The organism is Aestuariibaculum sp. M13 (assembly GCF_024723255.1).
In the GTDB taxonomy this organism is placed as follows: Bacteria; Bacteroidota; Bacteroidia; order Flavobacteriales; family Flavobacteriaceae; genus Aestuariibaculum; species Aestuariibaculum lutulentum.
The window spans coordinates 271,446-293,041 of record NZ_JANIAC010000001.1; the positions used below are offsets into that span (position 1 = coordinate 271,446).

At 34.7% G+C, this 21,596-nt stretch carries 15 protein-coding genes; 12 read left to right on the top strand and 3 right to left on the bottom strand.

The features are described 5' to 3' along the window. Positions 1-147 precede the first annotated feature (147 nt). Positions 148-1,611, bottom strand: a complete 1,464-nt coding sequence (locus NO995_RS01160; protein WP_258225944.1) for an aminoacyl-histidine dipeptidase — start codon at positions 1,609-1,611, stop codon at positions 148-150. 180 nt (positions 1,612-1,791) lie between these two features. Here NO995_RS01160 and NO995_RS01165 point away from each other — a divergent pair, with 180 nt between their 5' ends. The 12 genes from NO995_RS01165 to NO995_RS01220 all read left to right on the top strand — a co-directional run bounded on the left by NO995_RS01165 (position 1,792) and on the right by NO995_RS01220 (position 19,211). Next, positions 1,792-2,859, top strand: a complete 1,068-nt coding sequence (locus NO995_RS01165; protein WP_258225945.1) for a DUF3810 domain-containing protein — start codon at positions 1,792-1,794, stop codon at positions 2,857-2,859. Between the two features lie 76 nt (positions 2,860-2,935). Then, on the top strand, positions 2,936-5,905 hold the full coding sequence (locus tag NO995_RS01170; RefSeq protein WP_258225946.1) for an amidohydrolase family protein: 2,970 nt from the start codon (positions 2,936-2,938) through the stop codon (positions 5,903-5,905). Between the two features lie 10 nt (positions 5,906-5,915). After that, a complete protein-coding gene (locus tag NO995_RS01175; protein ID WP_258225947.1) occupies positions 5,916-7,217 on the top strand; it encodes an amidohydrolase family protein in 1,302 nt (433 codons plus the stop codon). A gap of 73 nt (positions 7,218-7,290) precedes the next feature. Further along, complete coding sequence (locus tag NO995_RS01180; RefSeq protein WP_258225948.1) at positions 7,291-8,088, top strand: RNA methyltransferase; 798 nt, start codon at positions 7,291-7,293, stop codon at positions 8,086-8,088. A gap of 4 nt (positions 8,089-8,092) precedes the next feature. Beyond that, positions 8,093-9,325 (top strand): M48 family metallopeptidase, encoded by a 1,233-nt coding sequence (locus NO995_RS01185; protein ID WP_258225949.1) that lies wholly within the window; start codon positions 8,093-8,095, stop codon positions 9,323-9,325. 167 nt (positions 9,326-9,492) lie between these two features. After that, positions 9,493-11,646 (top strand): OstA-like protein, encoded by a 2,154-nt coding sequence (locus NO995_RS01190; RefSeq protein ID WP_258225950.1) that lies wholly within the window; start codon positions 9,493-9,495, stop codon positions 11,644-11,646. Between the two features lie 7 nt (positions 11,647-11,653). Next, positions 11,654-12,838: an aspartate aminotransferase family protein gene (locus NO995_RS01195; protein WP_258225951.1), complete on the top strand. Its 1,185-nt coding sequence runs from the start codon at positions 11,654-11,656 to the stop codon at positions 12,836-12,838. Between the two features lie 154 nt (positions 12,839-12,992). After that, on the top strand, positions 12,993-14,381 hold the full coding sequence (locus NO995_RS01200; RefSeq protein ID WP_240571362.1) for a tetratricopeptide repeat protein: 1,389 nt from the start codon (positions 12,993-12,995) through the stop codon (positions 14,379-14,381). 51 nt (positions 14,382-14,432) lie between these two features. Further along, a complete protein-coding gene (locus tag NO995_RS01205) occupies positions 14,433-15,353 on the top strand; it encodes a DUF368 domain-containing protein (RefSeq protein WP_258225952.1) in 921 nt (306 codons plus the stop codon). Further along, complete coding sequence (locus NO995_RS01210; RefSeq protein ID WP_258225953.1) at positions 15,354-16,373, top strand: DUF368 domain-containing protein; 1,020 nt, start codon at positions 15,354-15,356, stop codon at positions 16,371-16,373. Then, complete coding sequence (locus NO995_RS01215) at positions 16,366-17,109, top strand: shikimate dehydrogenase (protein ID WP_240571366.1); 744 nt, start codon at positions 16,366-16,368, stop codon at positions 17,107-17,109. The genes NO995_RS01210 and NO995_RS01215 overlap by 8 nt, the downstream gene beginning before the upstream one ends. Positions 17,110-17,237: 128 nt before the next feature. Further along, positions 17,238-19,211 carry a DUF349 domain-containing protein gene (locus NO995_RS01220; RefSeq protein ID WP_258225954.1) on the top strand — a complete coding sequence of 658 codons (1,974 nt, stop codon included), beginning with the start codon at positions 17,238-17,240 and terminating at the stop codon, positions 19,209-19,211. Between the two features lie 64 nt (positions 19,212-19,275). Here NO995_RS01220 and mqo read toward each other — a convergent pair whose 3' ends face one another. Next, positions 19,276-20,640 carry a malate dehydrogenase (quinone) gene (mqo, locus tag NO995_RS01225; protein WP_258225955.1) on the bottom strand — a complete coding sequence of 455 codons (1,365 nt, stop codon included), beginning with the start codon at positions 20,638-20,640 and terminating at the stop codon, positions 19,276-19,278. 171 nt (positions 20,641-20,811) lie between these two features. Beyond that, positions 20,812-21,585: a nucleoside triphosphate pyrophosphohydrolase gene (mazG, locus tag NO995_RS01230; RefSeq protein ID WP_258225956.1), complete on the bottom strand. Its 774-nt coding sequence runs from the start codon at positions 21,583-21,585 to the stop codon at positions 20,812-20,814. Between the last annotated feature and the right edge of the window lie 11 nt (positions 21,586-21,596).

Below are 21,596 nucleotides of genomic sequence, written 5' to 3' on the forward strand. Positions count from 1 at the left end.
GAAAAAATAAAAAGCATTATTCCGAATGTTTCTTTTTAGAGGCCATTTGGGGCTTACTTTATGTTTCATTCAAAAAATGCTTTTCACTAAACAAATATGCAAAACACATCGATTAAACGCAAATTTATTCGATAAAATACACTTTAATTAATTTTTACTCGGAATGTTCTTTAGTATTTCTAAAACAAATGCCCAGTATTTTTGAACTGAAGAAATCTGTGCACGTTCATCTGGACTGTGTGCTCCTTTAATATTAGGACCAAAACTAATCATATCCATTTCAGGATAATTTTGCCCAAGAATACCACATTCTAATCCGGCATGACAAGCAGCTACATGCGCCTGTTCTCCATTTAAATCCTCGTATAATTTACTCATCACTTTTAAAATGGCAGAATCCATATTTGGCGCCCAACCAGGATAATCGCCTGAAAACTCAACTTCACAACCCGTTAATTCAAATGTCGCTCTTAAGGTATTCGCTAAATCCATTTTTGAACTCTCAACCGAAGATCGCGTTAAACATCCTACGTGAATATTTCCATTTTTAATAATAACCTTAGCTATATTATTTGATGTTTCCACCAAATTAGGAATATCTGCACTCATACGGTAAACACCATTATGTGCAGCATAAAGTGCTCTGGTAAACCCTTCCTGAATACCTAAATCCATAATTTTCTCTGGCGTATCACATTTAGAAACTAAAATTTCTAAATCTGGTTCCATGATTTTTAACTCATTCTTAATAACATCTGCTAAAATCTTAGTTTCTAATACAAATGCTTCTTCATGAATGGCATCGATAGCCACAACAGCAACACTCTCGCGAGGAATGGCATTACGTAAACTTCCTCCTTCTAATTGCGAAATACGTAATCCATAATTTTCGAAACCGTCAAATAACATGCGGTTCATAATTTTGTTGGCATTACCAAGACCTTCATGAATCTGCATTCCTGAATGTCCTCCTTGCAACCCTTTTACTTTTATCTCGAATCCAATTTTAAATTCCGGTGTTTCTTCTTCCTCATAAGTTCTGGTGGCCGTAACATCGATTCCTCCGGCGCAACCTACACCAATCTCATCATCTTCTTCGGTATCTAAATTCAATAAAATACCACCTGAAAGCAATCCGCCTTTTAAGCCCATTGCTCCAGTCATTCCTGTTTCTTCATCAATGGTAAATAAAGCTTCTATGGCAGGATGAGCAATATCGGTGCTTTCTAAAATAGCCATAATCGTTGCCACACCTAAACCGTTATCGGCACCAAGGGTCGTTCCTTTCGCGCGTACCCAATCGCCATCAATATACATATCAATACCCTGAGAATCGAAATCGAAAACGGTATCGTTATTTTTTTGGTGAACCATATCTAAATGCGACTGCATCACCACAGTAATTTTATCTTCCATTCCTGCGGTTGCAGGCTTCTTTATGATGACATTCCCAACAGCATCAACTACTGTTTCTAAACCTAAGTTTTCACCGAAACTTTTCATAAACGCTATAACACGCTCTTCTTTTTTTGAAGGACGTGGAACTTCGTTTAAATCGGCGAATTTATTCCACAATTGTTGGGGTTGAAGTTGTCTTATTTCTGAACTCATTTTTATATAGTTTTAGTACTTGCAAAGGTAGCAAAAACCCACAGATTTAAGTCGCTACTCCTGATGGAAGTGGCATCCTTTTTTTAGAAGCATGACAAAAAAAGATATAACGAACAGCAGGAAGAAACCTTAACGGATAAACACCGACCATCGGGTACTTATTTTTATTATTTTTGAAATATGCAGATAAAGAAAAAGACCATTATTGCCCTGCTTATTATTCCGCAATATCTGTTTGTTAAGCTACTGGGCAAGTATCCTGAATTTGTTGAAACCTATTACAGTAATGGACTGTATCCAATAATTTCGAAGCTATTTCGATATACGCTGGGCTGGTTACCGTTTTCGTTTGGTGATTTAATCTATGCTTTTGCCATAATCTATATATTAAGATGGCTGTATTTAAACAAAACCCGTATTTTGAAAGATAGTCTGAATTGGGTGATTGATGTAACTGTAGCACTGTCTGTTATTTTCTTTTTGTTTCATTTATGCTGGGGATTAAATTACCACCGATTACCGCTTCATAAAAACTTAAACCTAAATCGCGATTATACTACAGAACAATTGGTCGCTGTTACCGAAAAGCTCATTAAAAAATCGAACGAGCTGCATTTAAAAATCACCAATAATGATACTATTAAAGTTACCGTCCCCTATAGCAAAACAGTAATTTTAAACATGGCGCCTATAGGTTATGAAAACTTAAAAACCATATTTCCACATTTGGAATACCACCCAAAAAGTGTAAAAAAGTCGCTATTTAGTTACCCGCTAACATATATGGGTTTTAGTGGTTATTTAAATCCGTTAACCAACGAGGCTCAAGTTGACGCCATTATTCCAACCATTAAAATACCAACAACATCTTCTCATGAAATTGCTCACCAGCTGGGCTATGCTGCTGAAAACGAAGCTAATTTTATAGGCTGTTTAGCGGCTATTAATCATGATGATATTTACTTTAATTATGCCGGCTTTACTTTTGGATTACGCTATTGCTTAAACGAAGTCTATTCTCGAGATGAATGTCTTTACGACGACTTAGTTGCCGATGTTAATGAGGGCGTTTTAAAAAATTATAAAGAAACCCGCGACTTCTGGGAAGCTCATGCCAATCCGTTAGAACCCTTTTTCAAAATCTTTTACAGTAACTATTTAAAAGCCAACCAACAAAGCAAAGGCATGGAAAGTTACAGTTATGTGGTAGCATTACTGAGCAATTACTTCAATGAAAAATCTTTATGAAAAGTTAAAATTTACTGAATATTATTCAATAAAATTAGATTTTTCGTACATTTAAAACTTAACTAACCTCTATCACATGCTGAAAAATTATTTAGCAGGTATGGCCATTGTATTTTCAACGAGCCTATTTGCACAGGATTATTTTCCAAAAAATGATGGCGTACACACTGTGAACAAAAACTACACCGCCATAACAAACGCCAAGCTATTTGTTACTCCCTCACAAATTATTGAAAACGGAACTCTTCTTATTCAAGATGGAAAAGTAGTTGCTACCGGATCATCGGTTTCCATTCCAAAAAATTCAATTATTATCGATGTTGAAGGTAAAAGCATCTACCCATCTTTTATCGATGTCTTTTCTTCTTTCGGAATTGAAGTTCCAAACGCATCTTCTGCTTCAAGTAGAAGATCAAGGCAATATGATTCTTCACGTACAGGTTATTACTGGAACGACCATATCATGCCTGAAAAACATGCAACAGATGCATTTAATTACAATACTAAAGAAGCTACCGAATTATTAAAAGCCGGGTTTGGAGTTGTAAACACACATATTCCTGATGGTATTGTTAGAGGTACAGGCGTATTGATTGCATTGAATAATGAGCAAGGCAACCAATACCGTATTATAGATGAAAATTCAGGACAATATTCCTCTTTTAGTAAAAGTATAACATCTCAACAAGCCTATCCTACTTCTTTAATGGGAAGCATGGCTTTATTAAGACAGGTATTTATTGATGCCGACTGGTATGCTGGTGGCCATATAGATACCAAAGACTTATCATTAGAAGCCTTTAACGACAATAAAAATCTGGTTCAGTTTTTTGATGCCGGAAGTCGAGCCAACATTATGCGAGCCGACAAAGTTGGTGATGCTTATGGCGTGCAATACGTGATGTTAGGCGGTGGTGATGAATATGAGCGCATTGCCGATATTAAAGCCTCTCAAGCCAAACTTATATTGCCATTAAATTTCCCTGATGCTTACGATGTGGAAGATCCGTTTTTATCATCGGCATTAACTTTGGGAGATATGAGAGCCTGGAATCAAAGACCTTCAAATCCTAAAATATTATCTGAGAATGATATTATCTTTGCATTTACGACACACAGTTCAAAATCTCTAAAAGAATTTAGGGAAAACTTACTCAAAGCAATTGAAACGGGGCTTTCTAAAGAAAAAGCTCTGGAAGCCTTAACTATGATTCCAGCGCAACTTTTAGGAAAAGAACAACTTATTGGTTCTCTCGAAAAAGGGCATCTGGCGAATTTTATTGTAACCTCAGGTGATATCTTCGACAAAAAGACCACCATTTACGAAAACTGGGTACAGGGCAATAAAACAACATTTGAAGACATCAATAAAAAGGATATAAAAGGTGATTACAAAGTAACTTTAGCAAATGAGAACTATAGCATGTCTATTTCAGGCGAATTGAGTAAACCTAAAATTGAAGTTAAACAAGGTGAACAAAAGCTAAATGCCAACCTGACTTACAAAGATGACTGGGTTAATATTGCAATCGCATCAAAAGATTCTACCAAACAGGAGTTTATAAGAATAACTGCTTTAACTGAAAAGGATCGCGTGTTAAGAGGAAAGTATATTCTACCAAACGGCAGTGAATTTCCTTTAAAAATTACGGCTGAAGAAAAAGAAGCTGAAGATTCCAAATCGGAAACCGAAACAAAAGACACAAACATTCTTTTACCTGTTACCTACCCAAATAAAGCCTACGGTTTCGCCGAAATGCCAAAGGCTGAAACCTTGTTATTTAAAAATGCCACGGTTTGGACAAACGAAAAAGACGGCATTTTAGAAAACACCGATGTACTAATTAAAGACGGTAAAATTTCTAAAATTGGCAAAAACCTATCCAATGGAAAAGCTACAGTAATCGACGCCACTGGTAAGCATTTAACAGCTGGAATTATAGACGAGCACTCTCATATTGCCGCTGCCGCAATTAATGAAGCTGGACAAAACTCATCTGCCGAAGTTACCATCGAAGATGTTATTAATGAAACCGATGTTAATATTTACCGAAACCTTGCCGGCGGCGTTACCTCCATTCAAATTCTACATGGTTCGGCGAACCCTATTGGTGGACGTTCGGCTATCATCAAACTAAAATGGGGAGAATCGGCAAATAATTTAGTTTACGACAACACCCCTAAATTCATAAAATTTGCCCTTGGTGAAAATGTCAAGCAGTCTAACTGGAGTGGTGGCAGATTTCCGCAAACACGTATGGGGGTTGAACAGGTATATATCGATTACTTTACCCGAGCTAAGGAATACGATGCTTTAAAGAAAAGCGGAAAACCTTATAAAACAGACTTAGAATTGGAGGTTTTAGCTGAAATTCTAAACAAAGAACGCTTCATTTCCTGTCACTCCTATGTACAAAGCGAAATTAATATGCTTATGAAAGTAGCCGAAAAATTCGACTTCAACATTAATACATTTACCCATATTCTTGAAGGCTATAAAGTAGCCGATAAAATGGTTGAGCATGGCGTTGGCGGATCGACATTTAGCGATTGGTGGGCTTATAAATTCGAAGTTAACGACGCTATTCCGTACAATGCGAGCATTATGCACAATGCTGGTGTTACGGTTGCTATTAATAGTGACGATGCCGAAATGTCTCGCAGACTAAATCAGGAAGCTGCAAAAACCATTAAATATGGTGGCGTTAGTGAAGAAGATGCCTGGAAGTTTGTGACTTTAAACCCTGCCAAATTATTACATCTCGATGATCGTGTTGGAAGCATAAAGGTTGGTAAAGATGCTGATGTCGTTTTATGGTCTCACAATCCTTTAAGTATTTACGCTAAAGCTGAAAAAACAATTATAGAAGGTGTTACCTATTTCGATATTGAGCAAGATAAAAAGATGCGTAAAGCCATTAAAACAGAAAAAAACCAGTTGATTAATATGATGCTTCAATCTAAAAACAAAGGTGATAAAACGCAACCTGTTAAAAAGAAAGAACACAAACACTTACACTGCGATTCTATTGAAAATGAGATTTAATAATATAAAGATGAAAACATTCTTATCATACATAGCTTTTGTTTGTTGCCTTAACGCATTTGCACAACAAACACCTGCTACAAAACAAACAAAGGACATTGCTATCCTGGGAGCAAAGGCTCATATAGGTAATGGTACTGTTATTGAAAACAGTGTTATTATATTAAGTGACGGGAGAATTACAAACATTGTTGATGGCGATGTAGTAAAACTAAATTTAACCAACATCGATGTTATTAATGCTAATGGCAAACATGTTTATCCTGGTTTTATTTTACCAAACTCCACTCTTGGGTTGGTAGAAATCGATGCTGTAAAAGCCTCAGATGATGAAAAAGAAATGGGAGCCTGGAACCCCCACATTAGAAGTTTAATTGCCTATAATGCCGAATCTAAAATTGTTGAAAGTTTAAGACCTAACGGCGTACTTATCGGGCAAATTACCCCGCAAGGCGGACGTATGTCAGGAACATCATCTGTCGTTCAATTTGATGCCTGGAACTGGGAAGACGCTGCTATTAAAATTAATGATGCCATTCATCTGAACTGGCCAAGTAATTTTTCAGCTTCTCATGCCTTATTTTCAAATACCCGTACAGGAATTTCAGCGAATGAAAACTACAACGAACAGATTAAAGAAATTGAAACTTATTTTCAAAATGCAATAGCCTATAATAAGGGCGATAAAAAACCGACCAATCTGCCTTTTACTTCTATGGAGGGTCTTTTTAATGGAAATCAAAAATTGTTCATCCATGTTAATGAAGAAAAAGGTATTATCGATGCTACTAACTTTTGTAAAACCTTTCAATTAAATAATGTCGTAATTGTTGGTGGAAAAGAAGCTTATAAGACTATTGATATTTTAAAAGAAAACAACATTCCTGTGGTTTTAAATCGCGTGCATTCGCTTCCTGATAGCGACGACGATGATTATAATCTACCCTACAAAACCGCGCGTTTATTGGTTAATCAAGGTATAACGGTTTGTTTGGACAGCAGTGGTGATATGGAACGTATGAGTTCAAGAAACCTACCTTTTTATGCAGGAACTACAGTTACTTACGGTTTATCTCAGGAACAGGCTTTACAATTAATAACTCTAAATGCAGCAAAAGTTTTAGGGATCGATACCGATTATGGTTCTTTAGAAAAAGGGAAAAGTGCTACATTATTTATTTCAGAAGGTGATGCACTTGATATGAAAACAAATACTATTTCTCATGCCTTTATTGATGGCAGACAAATTAGTTTGGAAACGCACCAAACGGAACTTTGGAAACGGTATTCAGAAAAACTTAAAACCAAATAATAAAAAAGCGAGCAGTATAGCTCGCTTTTTTATTTACTTCAAGTCTTTTTAAATACGTATTTTTGTCCTCCATATGAGCAAACAAATAACAAGCATACAGAATTCGTATATAAAGCAATTAGTTCAACTAAAAGATAAATCTCGTGAACGTAAAAAATCGGGGGTGTTTTTAATTGAAGGTGTTCGTGAACTTTCTTTAGCTGTAAAAGGTGGTTATCAACTTGATACTGTTTTATTTTACCCGGATTTAATTTCTGAATCTGAAATTAAGGATTTTGTTAACTCTTCTATCAATCTTATTGAAATCTCGAAAGAGGTCTATGAGAAATTAGCCTATCGCGACACTACAGAAGGGGTTTTAGCTGTTGCAAAATGTAAAACACATCAGTTTGAAAATTTGAAATTCAACACCAAAACGCCTTTAATTTTAGTTGCCGAAGCGCCAGAAAAACCAGGAAATATTGGAGCCTTGTTAAGAACAGCCGACGCAGCCAATGCCGATGCTGTAATTATTGCCAATCCCAAAACCGACTTATACAACCCGAACATTATCCGTTCAAGTGTAGGTTGTGTGTTTACAAACCAGATTGCAACCGGAACAACCGAAGAAATCATCTCTTTTTTAAGTTCTCAGAACATCAATATTTACTGCGCTGCACTACAAGCTTCAGTTGATTATCACACACAGGATTTCACCAAACCAACCGCTATTGTTGTTGGTACCGAAGCGACTGGATTAAGTAATACCTGGCAAAAACATTCAACCCAAAACATCATCATTCCCATGCAAGGCGAGATCGATTCTATGAACGTGTCGGTTGCTGCCGGCATCCTGATTTTTGAAGCCAAACGCCAAAGAAATTTCAAATAAAAACATGACTTCCACTACTCTATTTTATATTATTATAGCCATAATTATTGTCAATTTTATTGTCGATAAAATTCTTGATGCGCTTAACGCAAAACATTTTAATGATGCTTTACCTAAAGATTTGCAAGATGTTTACGATGAAGCTGAATACAAAAAATCACAAAGCTATAAGTCTACCAAATATAAATTTGGCATTATAACCTCAACATTTTCTATTGTTTTAACCTTGGGGTTTCTATTGTTAGATGGCTTTGCATGGGTTGATAACATAGCCAGAATCTATAGTGAAAATCCGATTATAATTGCTTTAATTTTCTTCGGAATTATCATGATTGGAAGCGACATTTTAACCACACCATTTTCATATTACAGCACCTTTGTTATTGAAGAACAATTCGGATTCAACAAAACAACCCTTAAAACATTCATTCTCGATAAAATAAAAGGCTGGTTGATGATGGCTATTGTTGGCGGAGGTATTTTAGCTTTAATCATTTGGTTTTATCAATTTTCAGGAGAAGAATTCTGGTTATATGCCTGGGGACTGGTTACTGTTTTCACCGTGTTTATGAATATGTTTTATTCTAAACTAATCGTGCCGCTATTCAATAAACAAACCCCTTTAGAGGCTGGCGATTTACGCGACAAAATTTCAGCATATGCCAATACAGTAGGTTTTAAACTTGATAAGATTTTTGTAATTGACGGCTCTAAGCGTAGCACCAAAGCCAATGCATATTTTTCAGGATTTGGAAGTGAAAAACGTGTAACCCTCTACGATACGTTGATTAATGATTTAGACGATAAAGAAATTGTTGCGGTTTTGGCACATGAAGTTGGGCATTACAAAAAGAAACACATTATTTTCAATTTAATTTCTTCAATATTACTTACCGGATTGACGCTTTATGTGTTATCACTTTTTATTTCGAATCCGTTACTTTCAAATGCTTTAGGAGTAGATATGCCAAGCTTTCACATTGGTTTAATAGCCTTCGGAATGCTGTATTCGCCTATTTCAGAAATTACAGGATTAATCATGAATGTGTTTTCACGTAAGTTTGAATACCAAGCCGATGATTATGCCAAAACAACATATAAAGCTGACCCTTTAATTACCTCGTTAAAAAAACTATCTAAAAATAGTTTAAGTAATTTAACACCACATCCGGCTTATGTGTTTATGCATTATTCGCACCCAACACTTTTACAACGTATTCAGAACTTAAGAAAATAGATTTTTTAAAAAATTCGAAAATAATTTTAACTATAACATGAATAAAACCTCATAAAAAGCAGTCTGTTTATATCTTATTAATTCTCTTAATTAATTTTGGAGCGTTTTTTGTGTCAAAACAATTAAACTTTAGAAATATCGTTATTTTTGCTACAAACTTTTTAATCTTGAAAAAATTAAACCCCATATACTTTTTACTTTTCTTGTTCCTATTTATAATTGGTAATATTTCCGCTCAAGAAAAGAAAAAAATAGAAATCAAATATTCCGGTAGACTTAATGTTGACGAAGAAAACTATCCTGGAGCGAAACTTTTAACCAGAGACGATGCTCAGCAAGTACATATTGCTCATGGAAGTATTGAAATGTGGTGTGATAAAGCGATTCACTATAGTGCTGAAAATTTTATTGAAGCGTACGGAAATGTAAAAATGATTCAGGGAGACACCATCAATATGTCTTCTAAATATATTGAATACAGTGGTATTTCACAGCTGGCTTTTGCCAGTGGTGACGTGGTTTTAAAAGACCCCAATTCTACTATTTCAAGCGACACTTTATATTTCGACAGAATCAATCAGGAAGCTTTTTACAAAAGTGGCGGCACCGTTTTAAAGGACACTTCAGGAACCATTACCAGTCAAATTGGTCGTTATTTGATGCAACAAAAAAAATATCGTTTTACAGAAAATGTCGTTTTAACAAATGACGACGCTGTTATAAATTCAAATTACTTTGATTTTTATTCCGATACGGGGAAAGCATATTTATATGGACCATCGACTATTGTGACCGAAACCAGCAAAACCTATTGCGAAAAAGGCTTTTACGATACCAAAAACAAAACGGGTTTTGCTGTTAAAAATTCAAGGATCGATTATGACAATCGGATTATAGAAGGTGATAGCTTATATTTTGACAACAACATAAGCTTTGCTTCAGCTACAAATAATATTAAAGTAACCGATACTATAAACAAAACCATTGTTAAAGGTCATTATGCTGAAGTTTTTAAAGAAAATGATTCTATTTTCATTACAAAACGCGCTTTAGCAGTTACTAAACAGGAAAACGATTCCATCTACATGCACGCCGATAAAATTATGGTTACAGGCAAACCCGATGAACGTATTTTAAGAGCCTATTACAAAGCTAAAATCTTTAAAACAGACTTAAGTGGTAAAGCAGACTCCATTCACTCCAATCAAAAAACAGGTTTAACACAACTTATAAATCTAAACCGTTTAGCTACTACTGATAAGTTTTCTACCATAAAAAAACCTATCATGTGGAATGCCGAAAGCCAGATGACAGGTGATACAATACATCTATTTTCAAATACAAAAACTGAAAAATTAGATTCTCTTCTTGTTTTCAACAATGCGTTTATCATTAGTAAAGACACCCTTACCGATGATGGTTACAATCAAATTAACGGATTAAAATTATTAGGGTTATTTGATAACGAAAATCAGTTACGAACAGTTGACATTACCAAAAACGCACAATCTATTTTCTATGTTCGTAATGATAAGCAAGAATTGGTTGGTATTGACAAGGCTAAATCAGGAAGTATTTCTATTCTTTTTGCTAATGGTGATATTGAAGAATACACCCGTTTCAATCAAGTTGACGGAACCCTGCCTCCAGAATCCAAATACCTTGACAAAGACAAACGTTTAAAAGGCTTTGACTGGCGTGAAGATGAAAGACCAAAATCTGTTGAAGATTTATTTAAAGAAGATGAACCTATAGTACTTCCAAAAATACAAGGACTTGAAGACTACATTCCTGAAGATGATTTCTTCAATGAAGAGATGATGCAGCGAATTAATATGGCGGGGAATAGTCAGGATTTTATTGGGAATAATCCTGATAATTTGTTAAAAACGCCAAACAACTTGTATAACAGTGATAAATGGCAACAGCAATATACAACCTTGACTAATAAAAATATTCCCTCCCCCAATAATTATGAGTCAGTATATGCCATTACAGGAAATAATAAAAATAAATCAACTGGACAAATCATTCAATATGTAAACAAAACTAAAGGAAACTTCGAATTTTCAATTTGGCTAAAAGGTAATGGAAAAATAAAAATTAGAATTCAAAAAACAGGTACTCCTTGGACAACTTACAATTTTCTAGAAATACAACTCACGAATATCTGGAAAAAATACAGTATTAGAGCTAATAAACCTGAAGACCAATCCATTTTTAGATGCCTAATCAGTGACATTAATCCAAATGACGAAGTCTACGCCTGGGGCGCTTCCCTTATCGAAATCAAAGAAAACCCTGCTGAACCCAAAAAATAATAAAAGTATGAAAAACGACTTTTTAAAATATCAAGCCCAAACTTCACCATTTCCATTAGCTATGGAAATTTCTCATGCTAAAGGCAGCTATATTTATGACACTGATAATAATGCCTTTTTAGATTTTGTTTCCGGGGTTTCTGCGACACCACTTGGCCATAATCATCCTAAAGTGGTTAATGCTATAAAAGATCAATTGGACAAATATATGCATGTTATGGTGTATGGCGAATATGTCCAAAAAGCACCTGTAGAGCTTTGTAAACTAATTGCAGAACATTTACCTAATCCATTAGATAAAACTTATTTAACCAATTCAGGAACTGAGGCCATTGAAGGTGCGCTTAAACTTACCAAACGTATTACCGGTAGAAGTGAAATAATCGCGGCTAAAAAAGCGTATCATGGTAACACCATGGGTTCTATGAGTGTTATGGGCTACGAAGAACGTAAACAAGCGTTTAGACCCTTACTTCCCGGCATTCGATATATTGAATTTAATAATGAAGAAGATCTTTTAAGAATAACAGATAAAACTGCCGGAGTCATTTTAGAGACTATTCAAGGAGGTGCTGGTTTTATAGAGCCACAAAATGATTACTTAACTAAAGTTAGAAAACGTTGTGATGAAGTTGGTGCTGTTCTTATTTTAGATGAAATTCAACCGGGTATTGGTCGTACGGGAAAATTATTTGGTTTCGACAACTATAACTGTATACCTGATATTGTGGTTATGGGTAAAGGTCTTGGTGGCGGGATGCCTATTGGTGCGTTTACAGCTTCAACAGCTCATATGGATTTATTGATGGACAATCCAAAAATGGGACACATTACCACTTTCGGCGGGCATCCGGTGATCGCCGCGGCAGCTTTAGCTACATTAAAAGAAATTACAGAAACCAACCTGATGACTGAAGCTTTGGAAAAAGAACAACTTTTCCGAAAACTTCTGGTACATCCTTTAATAACCGAAGTACGAGGAAAAGGCCTTATGCTTGCCCCAATAATGCAATCTGTTGACATTGCTAACACCGTTATTTTAAAGAGTCAGGAAGCCGGTTTAATTCTCTTTTGGTTGCTCTTCGAAGGTCGGGCAGTAAGAATAACGCCACCTCTAACGATTTCAAATGAAGAAATAATGAAAGGATGTTCTATTATTATTTCCATTTTAGACGATATTCTTGAAAGCTAAAACATCGACAAACGACTAACTACCAACAAACAACTTAATTTTTCAAATAAACTCCTTAACTGTTCATTACTTTGTTAAAAACATTTAAGTCTTGAACGTTAATCGTCAAAATAGAACATTAAATTTATAGTAGTAGAACTTTACAAATGTGCCTATGGAGTTTAGTCAAGATGAAAACAACAATTTACCTCTAACCAAATTCGAGTCGATGTTAAAAACAAACCACGTTTTGTTTTTTGACTCAGAGGAATTTGAAAACATCATTCATCACTATCTAAATCAAGGAAAGATAGCTTTAGCAAAAAAAGCCATCAAACTTGGTCTAGATCAACATCCTACCTCCGTCAATCTAAGACTTTTTAAAGTTGAAGTTTACGTGTTTGAAAACAAACTTGTTGAAGCAGACACCTTACTTAATGAACTTTATAATCTGGATCCGATGAATGAAGAGATCTACATCCAGAAAGCCAATATCTTTTCCAAAAAAGACGACCATCAGCAAGCTATCGATGTGCTTAAAAGAGCCCTAGAACTGACCGATGACGTTGTAGATTTGTATTCGCTTATAGGAATGGAATACCTTTTTCTTGATGAATTTGAAAAAGCTAAAGAATGTTTTATGAAGTGTTTAGAAGAAGATCTTGAAGATTATTCGGCACTGTATAACGTGATTTATTGTTTCGAATTTTTAAATCAATCTGAAGAAGCTATTGAGTACCTTAATATCTTTTTAGACAAAAACCCGTATTGTGAAGTTGCCTGGCATCAACTAGGAAAACAGTACTACAATCTTAAAAATTACAAAAAAGCGTTAGCTGCTTACGATTTCGCAATTATCTCAGATGACACCTTTGTTGGTGCTTATTTAGAACGTGGTAAGGTTTTAGAAAAACTGAAACGTTTTAACGAGGCTATTGAAAACTATACCATTACTTTAGAGTTGGACGACCCAACCTCGTTTGCGTTGCTACGTATTGGTAGCTGTCATGAAAAACTTAAAAATGATGAATTAGCGGTTCAATATTATTATAAAACTGTTCATGAAGATCCGTTATTAGATAAAGGTTGGATTGCGATTACGCGTTTTTATAACAAAAAAAGAAACTACGATAAAGCCTTATACTATATCAATAAAGCCATTAATATAGATTCTGAAAACGTAGTTTACTGGAAGTTGTATGCGCAAATCAATCATCGCTTAAATCATTTAGAAGAAGCTGAACGTGGTTTTAAGAAAGCTTTAGAGCTAGGAAATTACGAATTAAACACATGGCTTTCCAGAGGTGATATTTTAATTAAACTTGGCGAACCTGAAGCTGCTATTTATAACTTTGAGCAAGCCATAGAATTTTACCCGGAAAATTCTGAAATAGAATATCGTTTAGCTGGTTTATATTTTTCTCTAAATGAAAATGATAAAGGTATTTTTTATCTGAAAAATGGTATAGATCATAACGAAGATTACGCTTTTATTATCGAAGAGCTTTTCCCTGAAGTTGCCAATAAGATACTTGTTAAAAACATACTAAAAACAAATCAATAAGCGTCTGTTTAATTAAAATGTATACCTTTGGTTTTTATGCAAAACCAAAATATGCAACGACGCTTAATTGATTATTTAATCATTACTTTTAAAGGTTTAGCCATGGGTGCAGCCGATGCTGTTCCTGGTGTTTCAGGTGGTACTATCGCTTTCATTTCCGGAATTTACGAAGAGTTAATTTCTACCATTAGTAACGTTAATCTTTCGCTGTTTAAAACACTTTTTACCAAAGGGGTTAAAGCCTTTTGGATTGAAGTAAACGGTAATTTTATTCTTGCACTTTTAAGCGGAATTGTTATTAGCTACGTTTCTTTTATGAAACTGGCTAAATACCTGCTTGAAAATCAACCTATTTTAATCTGGTCTTTCTTTTTTGGTTTAATTGTAGCGAGTATTTATTTTGTTGGAAAACAAGTAACAAAATGGGATGCTTCTGTAATTTCAGCTCTTATCGTAGGTGCTGTTATTGCTTTTTACATTAGCTCATTACCTGCAATGGAAAATAGCGATAGTGATTGGTTTCTGTTTTTTTCAGGAGCCATTGCCATTTGCGCTATGATTCTTCCGGGTATTTCTGGCTCTTTCATTTTAATTATATTAGGCGCTTATAAAACCTTAAGTGATGCCATTCACGACGTAGATATTAAAAAATTAATTATCTTTTTTTCAGGAGCTCTTATTGGTTTGTTGAGTTTTAGTCATGCGTTAAAATGGTTATTCAAAAACTATCACAATATCACCTTAGCTCTGCTTACCGGATTTATTTTTGGGTCTTTAAACAAAGTATGGCCTTGGAAAAATACTTTGTCATGGCATACAAATTCCGAAGGCATAAAATCACCATTAATTCAGGAAAGCATCTCTCCCTTTGCTTTTGAAGGGAATAATCAAATTGTATTTGCCATAACTTTAATGTTACTGGGATTTTTAACTATTTTTATTCTTGAAAAAGTAGGAGCAAAAAAAGCATAAATGGAAAGCACTAGAACACTAAAAGACAAAATTTTTCTGGTTCTAAAAGGATTAGGAATGGGTGCTGCTAATAAAGTACCTGGTGTGTCTGGAGGTGTTGTGGCTTTTGTAGCTGGCTTTTACGAGGAATTTATTTATTCCTTAAAAAAGATAAATGGAAAAGCTTTTAAACTACTAATTAACGGTCGTTACAAAAGCTTTTACAATTACATTAACGGACGATTTATTAGTCTGCTATTCTTCGGAATGATTGTTAGCTATTTTAGTGTTTCAAAAGTGTTGGATTATCTTATTGAGCACTACGAACTCTACGTCTGGAGTGTGTTTTTTGGAATGATTATCGGCTCCATTTATTACATCAACAAAGATTTTAAAGATTGGAATTACCGCACCTACACCTCTTTAGCCATTGGTATTTTATTGGGCGCTGGTATTAGTTTTTTAAATCCTGCTAAAGAAAACGACAACCTTTGGTTTGTATTTTTCTGCGGGATTATTAGTGTTTCAGGAATGACTTTACCAGGATTTTCAGGGTCTTTCATTCTTATTTTATTAGGTAATTATGTCCTTCTGCTAGTCGATTCGGTAAATGCCTTATACGATACGTTTTCAGACATCTTCAGCGGAAACTTCGACTTTATACACAATTCGCAACGTATTCGTATGTTAAAGGTTTTAGCGGTTTTTACCCTAGGGTCTATAACAGGTTTAGTTACCTTTTCCCATATGCTAAGCTATATTTTAAAACGCTACAAAAGCATTACGCTTTCTGCTATTATCGGCTTTATTGTTGGATCATTAGGAGTTGTATGGCCTTGGAAACATACCATTTATAAACTTACTGAAGACGGCGAACCATTATTCGATTCTACAGGAACTAAAATCGTAGCCAACTACCAACGCTATATACCGGAACTGAATACAGAAACCTATTACGCCATTGCTTATATCTTTTTAGGCGTTACCATCGTTTTAGCTTTAGAGTATTACGGACAAAAAACACGAAAAATTAATGAATAAACTAGGCCTTTTAGGTAGAAATATCTCCTACTCTTTCTCAAGATCTTACTTCAAAAAAAAGTTTGAGGACGCTGAAATAACGAATACAACTTACGAAAATTTCGATATTCCTTCGATTGATGACCTTCAAAACATCATTAAAAACACACCAGACTTAAAGGGTATGAATGTAACCATTCCTTATAAAGAGGAGGTTATTCCTTTTCTGGATAAACTGAATAAAAAAGCAAAAGCAATTGGAGCCGTTAACACCATAAAAGTTACTAAAAAAGGAAAACTTATTGGCTACAACACCGACTGTTACGGATTTAAGAAATCGCTAAAACCTCACTTAAAAAAGCGTCATAAAAAGGCTTTAATACTAGGAACCGGTGGCGCAAGTAAAGCCATTGCTTACACTCTGAAAAAACTAGGTATAAAATATCACTATGTATCACGTACAGCTTCAGAGCATGTTAAATTCACATACGATCAGTTAACAGAATCTATTGTAGCAGACCATCAGCTTATTATCAACTGTACTCCTCTTGGAACATTTCCAAATATTGAAAATCATCCAGACATTCCATACAGCGGTATCACCGACAAACATATTTTATTCGATTTAATTTATAATCCGGAAGAAACCACCTTTTTAAAATTAGGAAAAGAACGTCAGGCAACCACAGTAAACGGCTTAGACATGTTGGTTTTTCAAGCTGAAAAAGCATGGTCTATCTGGAATGTTACTATTTAAACTCATTAAAAATTTCAAAATTTCTTACATCAGACACAAATAATTTGCCTTCTAAATATTTGTAAATAATAGACTTGTTAGTATCTTTAAACACACAAAGCTGTATTACGAACCCTAACATTGTTAAAATGTCTGATTTAAATAACCTGAACGGAAAAGAAGAGCTAAGTAAGAATGAGGAACATTCTGAAGAAAAAATAGTTGAAAACACGTCAATAGAATCTACCGAAACTACTGATGCCAAAGAGTCTGAAATTACGGAAGAAGACAAAACTGTCCCTGCTTCTGTTTCAGAGTCTGATAGCGATGATCACGGTTTAGATGAAATTGATGAATCTAATGCTGAAGACGCCGAGGATGAAGGTCATAAAGACAGACATACCATTGAGCTTAAAGCTTACGACACCATGTCGCTTGAAGCTCTTGCTATTGAGTTAGAGCGTTTACTTAGAACCGAAAAAGTACAGGCGATAAAAACTCATGTTGAAGCTATCAATAATGAGTTTAAAGATAAATTTCAAGCGCTTCTAGATGAGAAAAAAGACGATTTCTTAAATGAAGGCGGTAACGAAATAGACTTTTATTACAGCTCTCCGGTTCAAAAACGTTACAAAGCAGCTTACAACGATTATCGCAGAAAGCGTAACGAATACTATCAAAACATTGAAAAAAATCTAAAACAAAATTTAACCGATAAACTTGAAATTATAGAAGAGCTTAAAGGTTTAATTAACGTTGAAGAAAATATAAATACCACATACAAGCACTTTAAAGAACTTCAGGAGCGCTGGAAAAATACAGGTCCAATTCCTCGAGATAAATACAACAATGCCTGGAATAGCTACCACCACCACGTAGAAATGTTTTACGATTTTCTGCACCTAAACAGAGATTTACGCGACCTAGACTTTAAGCACAATTTAGAACAAAAGCTTAAGATTATTGAGCGCGCTGAGGAACTAGCCAAAGATGACAATGTTATGCGTGCCTTTAGAGAGTTGCAAGAGCTTCACAAAATGTGGAAAGAAGAACTAGGTCCGGTACAAAGGGAATATCGTGAAGATATCTGGAATAAATTTAAGGTAGCAACAAAAACGATAAACGATAAACGTCAGCTGTATTTCCAAGAAATCGATAAAGTTTACGATAAAAATCTTGAAACGAAACTTGATATTATTGAGGCTATTAAAACCATAACAGCCGAAAACATTACTTCTCATAACGGTTGGCAAAAGAAAATTAAGGAAGTTGAAGATCTTAGAGAATCCTTCTTTAACGCAGGTAAAGTTCCTATAAAGGAAAATGAAAATACCTGGGCTAAATTCAAGGAGGCTGTAAGAACGTTTAACCGAAGTAAAAACGGATTCTACAAAGACCTTAAGAAAGAACAGTACACCAATCTTCAAAAGAAACTGGATTTAATTAAAATTGCTGAAGACAATAAAGACAGTGAAGATTACGAGGTTACCACGCCGTTGATGAAGAAAATTCAAAGTGACTGGAAAAAAATAGGTCATGTGCCTCGTAAAGACAGTGATAAAATCTGGAAACGATTTAAAACCGCATGTAATTTTTACTTCGATAAGTTACATGCCAAAAAGAATGCAGCTAACAAGGAAGGACTGGAAGCATTTGGTAAAAAGTTAGAACTTTTAGATACCCTAAAAAACCTAAAACCTTTTACAGATAAAGAAAAGGGCATTGAACAAATTAAAGAGTTCACCAATCAATGGAAAGATTTAGGGCGTGTACCTAACGATAAACGCTATATTGAGGGTAAATTTAATAAAGCTGTAGATGATTTGTTATCGAACCTTGAAATGGATAAAAACGAAGTTGAAATGATTAAGTTCGAAAACAAGCTTGATCATATGAATACTGAAGATGACAATAGAGATTTAGACAACGAACGTTCATTCATTCGTAAAAAAATTGATGAAGTTAAGAGCCAAATCAACCAATTGGAAAACAACTTACAGTTTTTCACGAATGTTGATGAAAATAATCCATTAGTTAAAGAAGTTCATAATAATATTAAGACTCACAAAGAAGCCTTAGAACTATGGGAAACCAAGTTGAGTAAAATTAAAGAACTGTATTAACTAAAATAATTACAACATAAAAAAAGCGGCTAAAAAGCCGCTTTTTTATTTCATATATTAAATGTTAGAAACATTTTTCAATAACATTTTTCATTACAGAATACGAAGTTGATGCTCCTGGTGAAGCTCCTAATAAAGCGGCAATTGTTTTATCTTTAGAAACAATAATTTCAGTTCCGAATTCTAGCTTACCAAAACCTTTTTTGTTTCGCTTAATAATCTGTACACGCTGTCCTGCAACTACAATTTTCCAATCATCGTCGTGAGCTTCCGGATAAAACTCTCTAAGCATTTCCATACGATCTTTAAAATTTAAACTTACCTGCTTAATTAAATACTTAACCAAAGGTAAATTTTGATAACCTGCTCCAAGAAGACTCATTATATTATCAAACTCTACCGATCGTGGTAAGTCAAACATCGAACCATGTTTTAAGAACTTAGTGGTAAATCCGGCAAACGGACCAAACAATAATTCTTTACGGCCATTAATCATACGTGTATCCATATGAGGTACAGACATTGGTGGTGAGCCTTTTTTAGCTTTACCATAAACCTTTGCCTGATGTCTTTCAATAACTTCAGGATTTGTACAGCGTAACCATAAGCCACTAATTGGGAATCCACCGTAGCCTCTAGCCTCTTTAATATTCGATTTTTCTAATAAAGGCAAAGCACCACCTCCAGCACCAATAAACACATAATTTGTTACAATCTTCCAGTGTTTACCCACATTTTGTCCTTTAACCGAAATTAACCATCGTTTATTATCGGTTTGCTGTAAGTTGTAAACATTACTGTTGTTTACCAACTCAACATTATCCTGTTTTCCTAAAAAGTTAAATAACTGGTCGGCTATTTCACCAAAATTAACATCATATCCTTTCTCAAAATAGGTAGCAGCAACGATTTCTTTTTCGTCTCTCCCTTCCATCATTAGAGGAATCCATTCTCTAATTTCATTAATCTCCTTAGAAAACTGCATATCTCTAAAATGAGGAACTTCCTTTAAAGCATGCCAACGCTTCTCTAAAAACTCTACATTCTTTTCGCCTTCAACAAAACTGATATGGGGTACTTCGTTAATACACTTTGACAGGTTTTTGATATATCCTTTTTCGGCACAATCTTTCCAAAACCCTAGTGTTTCGTTGAACTGCTCTGAAATATTTATTGCTTTAGTGGTATCAATTGAACCCTTTTTAACAGCACCTTTCTTTTCCGGAGTATAATTTAACTCACAATTACCTGCATGACCAGTTCCTGCATTATTCCATGCTTCAGAACTTTCTTCTGCCATTTTAGGCAGCTTTTCAATAATTGTTATTTTCTTACCAGGAAATTTCTCAAAAAGTTGGATTGCCAATGTGGCACTCATTATTCCACCTCCGATGAGAACAAACTCGGAGTGCTTAATCGTTTTAGCCATTTCTGAAACCTTGTTTCTTTTTTAATCGCTTGCAAAGATAATCGTTTCTTAAAGATATAAAATCGATACCCTAAACAATATTTTTAATTTTTTAGTATTGAAATAATTCGCAATTAATATTAGAAATATGTTAAGGTTATAGACGCAGAGTCAAGATATTAGTAAATTGTTTTACAACTTTTTAGCCTCTTCCCAAAACACATCCATCTCGGTTAAGGTCATTTCTTTAAGCGGTTTATTTAATCCCTGAGCTTTTTCTTCTAAATATTTAAAACGTTTTGAGAACTTTTTGTTGGTACGTTCTAAAGCATTTTCAGGGTTTACATTTAAAAATCTGGCATAATTTACCATTGAAAAAAGTACATCTCCAAATTCACTTTCAATGGCATCCTGATTATTTGAATCTATTTCGGCTTTTAATTCCTGAAGTTCTTCTTCAACCTTTTCCCAAACCTGATGCGGCTCTTCCCAATCAAACCCTACCCCGGCAACTTTCTCCTGAATTCTGTTAGCTTTAACTAAAGCTGGCAAACTGTTAGGCACCCCTTCAAGAACGCTTTTTTTACCTTCTTTAAGCTTCAGGTTTTCCCAGTTGCGCTTCACGTCTTCTTCATTTTCAACTTTTACATCACCATAAATATGTGGATGTCTATTAATTAACTTTTCACTAATACTATTACAAACATCAGCAATATCAAAGTCGTTAGTTTCACTGCCTATTTTTGAATAAAATACAATATGAAGCAACACATCCCCCAATTCCTTTTTAACCTCTTCCAAATCGTTATCTAAAATGGCATCACCTAACTCGTAGGTTTCTTCTATGGTTAAATGACGAAGCGTTTCCATGGTTTGCTTTTTATCCCATGGGCACTGTGCTCTAAGCTCATCCATGATGGTTAACAATCTATCAAATGCTTTAAGTTGCTCTGCTCTTGTATTCATTGAGATAAGTT

What these genes read in the sequence shown, in the direction of transcription:
- NO995_RS01205 (WP_258225952.1), top strand. Translation starts at nt 14,433, where the DNA reads ATGCAACGACGCTTAATTGATTATTTAATCATTACTTTTAAAGGTTTA.
- NO995_RS01215 (WP_240571366.1), top strand. Translation starts at nt 16,366, where the DNA reads ATGAATAAACTAGGCCTTTTAGGTAGAAATATCTCCTACTCTTTCTCA.
- NO995_RS01220 (WP_258225954.1), top strand. Translation starts at nt 17,238, where the DNA reads ATGTCTGATTTAAATAACCTGAACGGAAAAGAAGAGCTAAGTAAGAAT.
- NO995_RS01185 (WP_258225949.1), top strand. Translation starts at nt 8,093, where the DNA reads ATGACTTCCACTACTCTATTTTATATTATTATAGCCATAATTATTGTC.
- NO995_RS01210 (WP_258225953.1), top strand. Translation starts at nt 15,354, where the DNA reads ATGGAAAGCACTAGAACACTAAAAGACAAAATTTTTCTGGTTCTAAAA.
- mazG (WP_258225956.1), bottom strand. Translation starts at nt 21,585, where the DNA reads ATGAATACAAGAGCAGAGCAACTTAAAGCATTTGATAGATTGTTAACC.
- NO995_RS01195 (WP_258225951.1), top strand. Translation starts at nt 11,654, where the DNA reads ATGAAAAACGACTTTTTAAAATATCAAGCCCAAACTTCACCATTTCCA.
- NO995_RS01170 (WP_258225946.1), top strand. Translation starts at nt 2,936, where the DNA reads ATGCTGAAAAATTATTTAGCAGGTATGGCCATTGTATTTTCAACGAGC.
- NO995_RS01175 (WP_258225947.1), top strand. Translation starts at nt 5,916, where the DNA reads ATGAAAACATTCTTATCATACATAGCTTTTGTTTGTTGCCTTAACGCA.
- NO995_RS01165 (WP_258225945.1), top strand. Translation starts at nt 1,792, where the DNA reads ATGCAGATAAAGAAAAAGACCATTATTGCCCTGCTTATTATTCCGCAA.
- NO995_RS01200 (WP_240571362.1), top strand. Translation starts at nt 12,993, where the DNA reads ATGGAGTTTAGTCAAGATGAAAACAACAATTTACCTCTAACCAAATTC.
- NO995_RS01160 (WP_258225944.1), bottom strand. Translation starts at nt 1,611, where the DNA reads ATGAGTTCAGAAATAAGACAACTTCAACCCCAACAATTGTGGAATAAA.
- mqo (WP_258225955.1), bottom strand. Translation starts at nt 20,640, where the DNA reads ATGGCTAAAACGATTAAGCACTCCGAGTTTGTTCTCATCGGAGGTGGA.
- NO995_RS01180 (WP_258225948.1), top strand. Translation starts at nt 7,291, where the DNA reads ATGAGCAAACAAATAACAAGCATACAGAATTCGTATATAAAGCAATTA.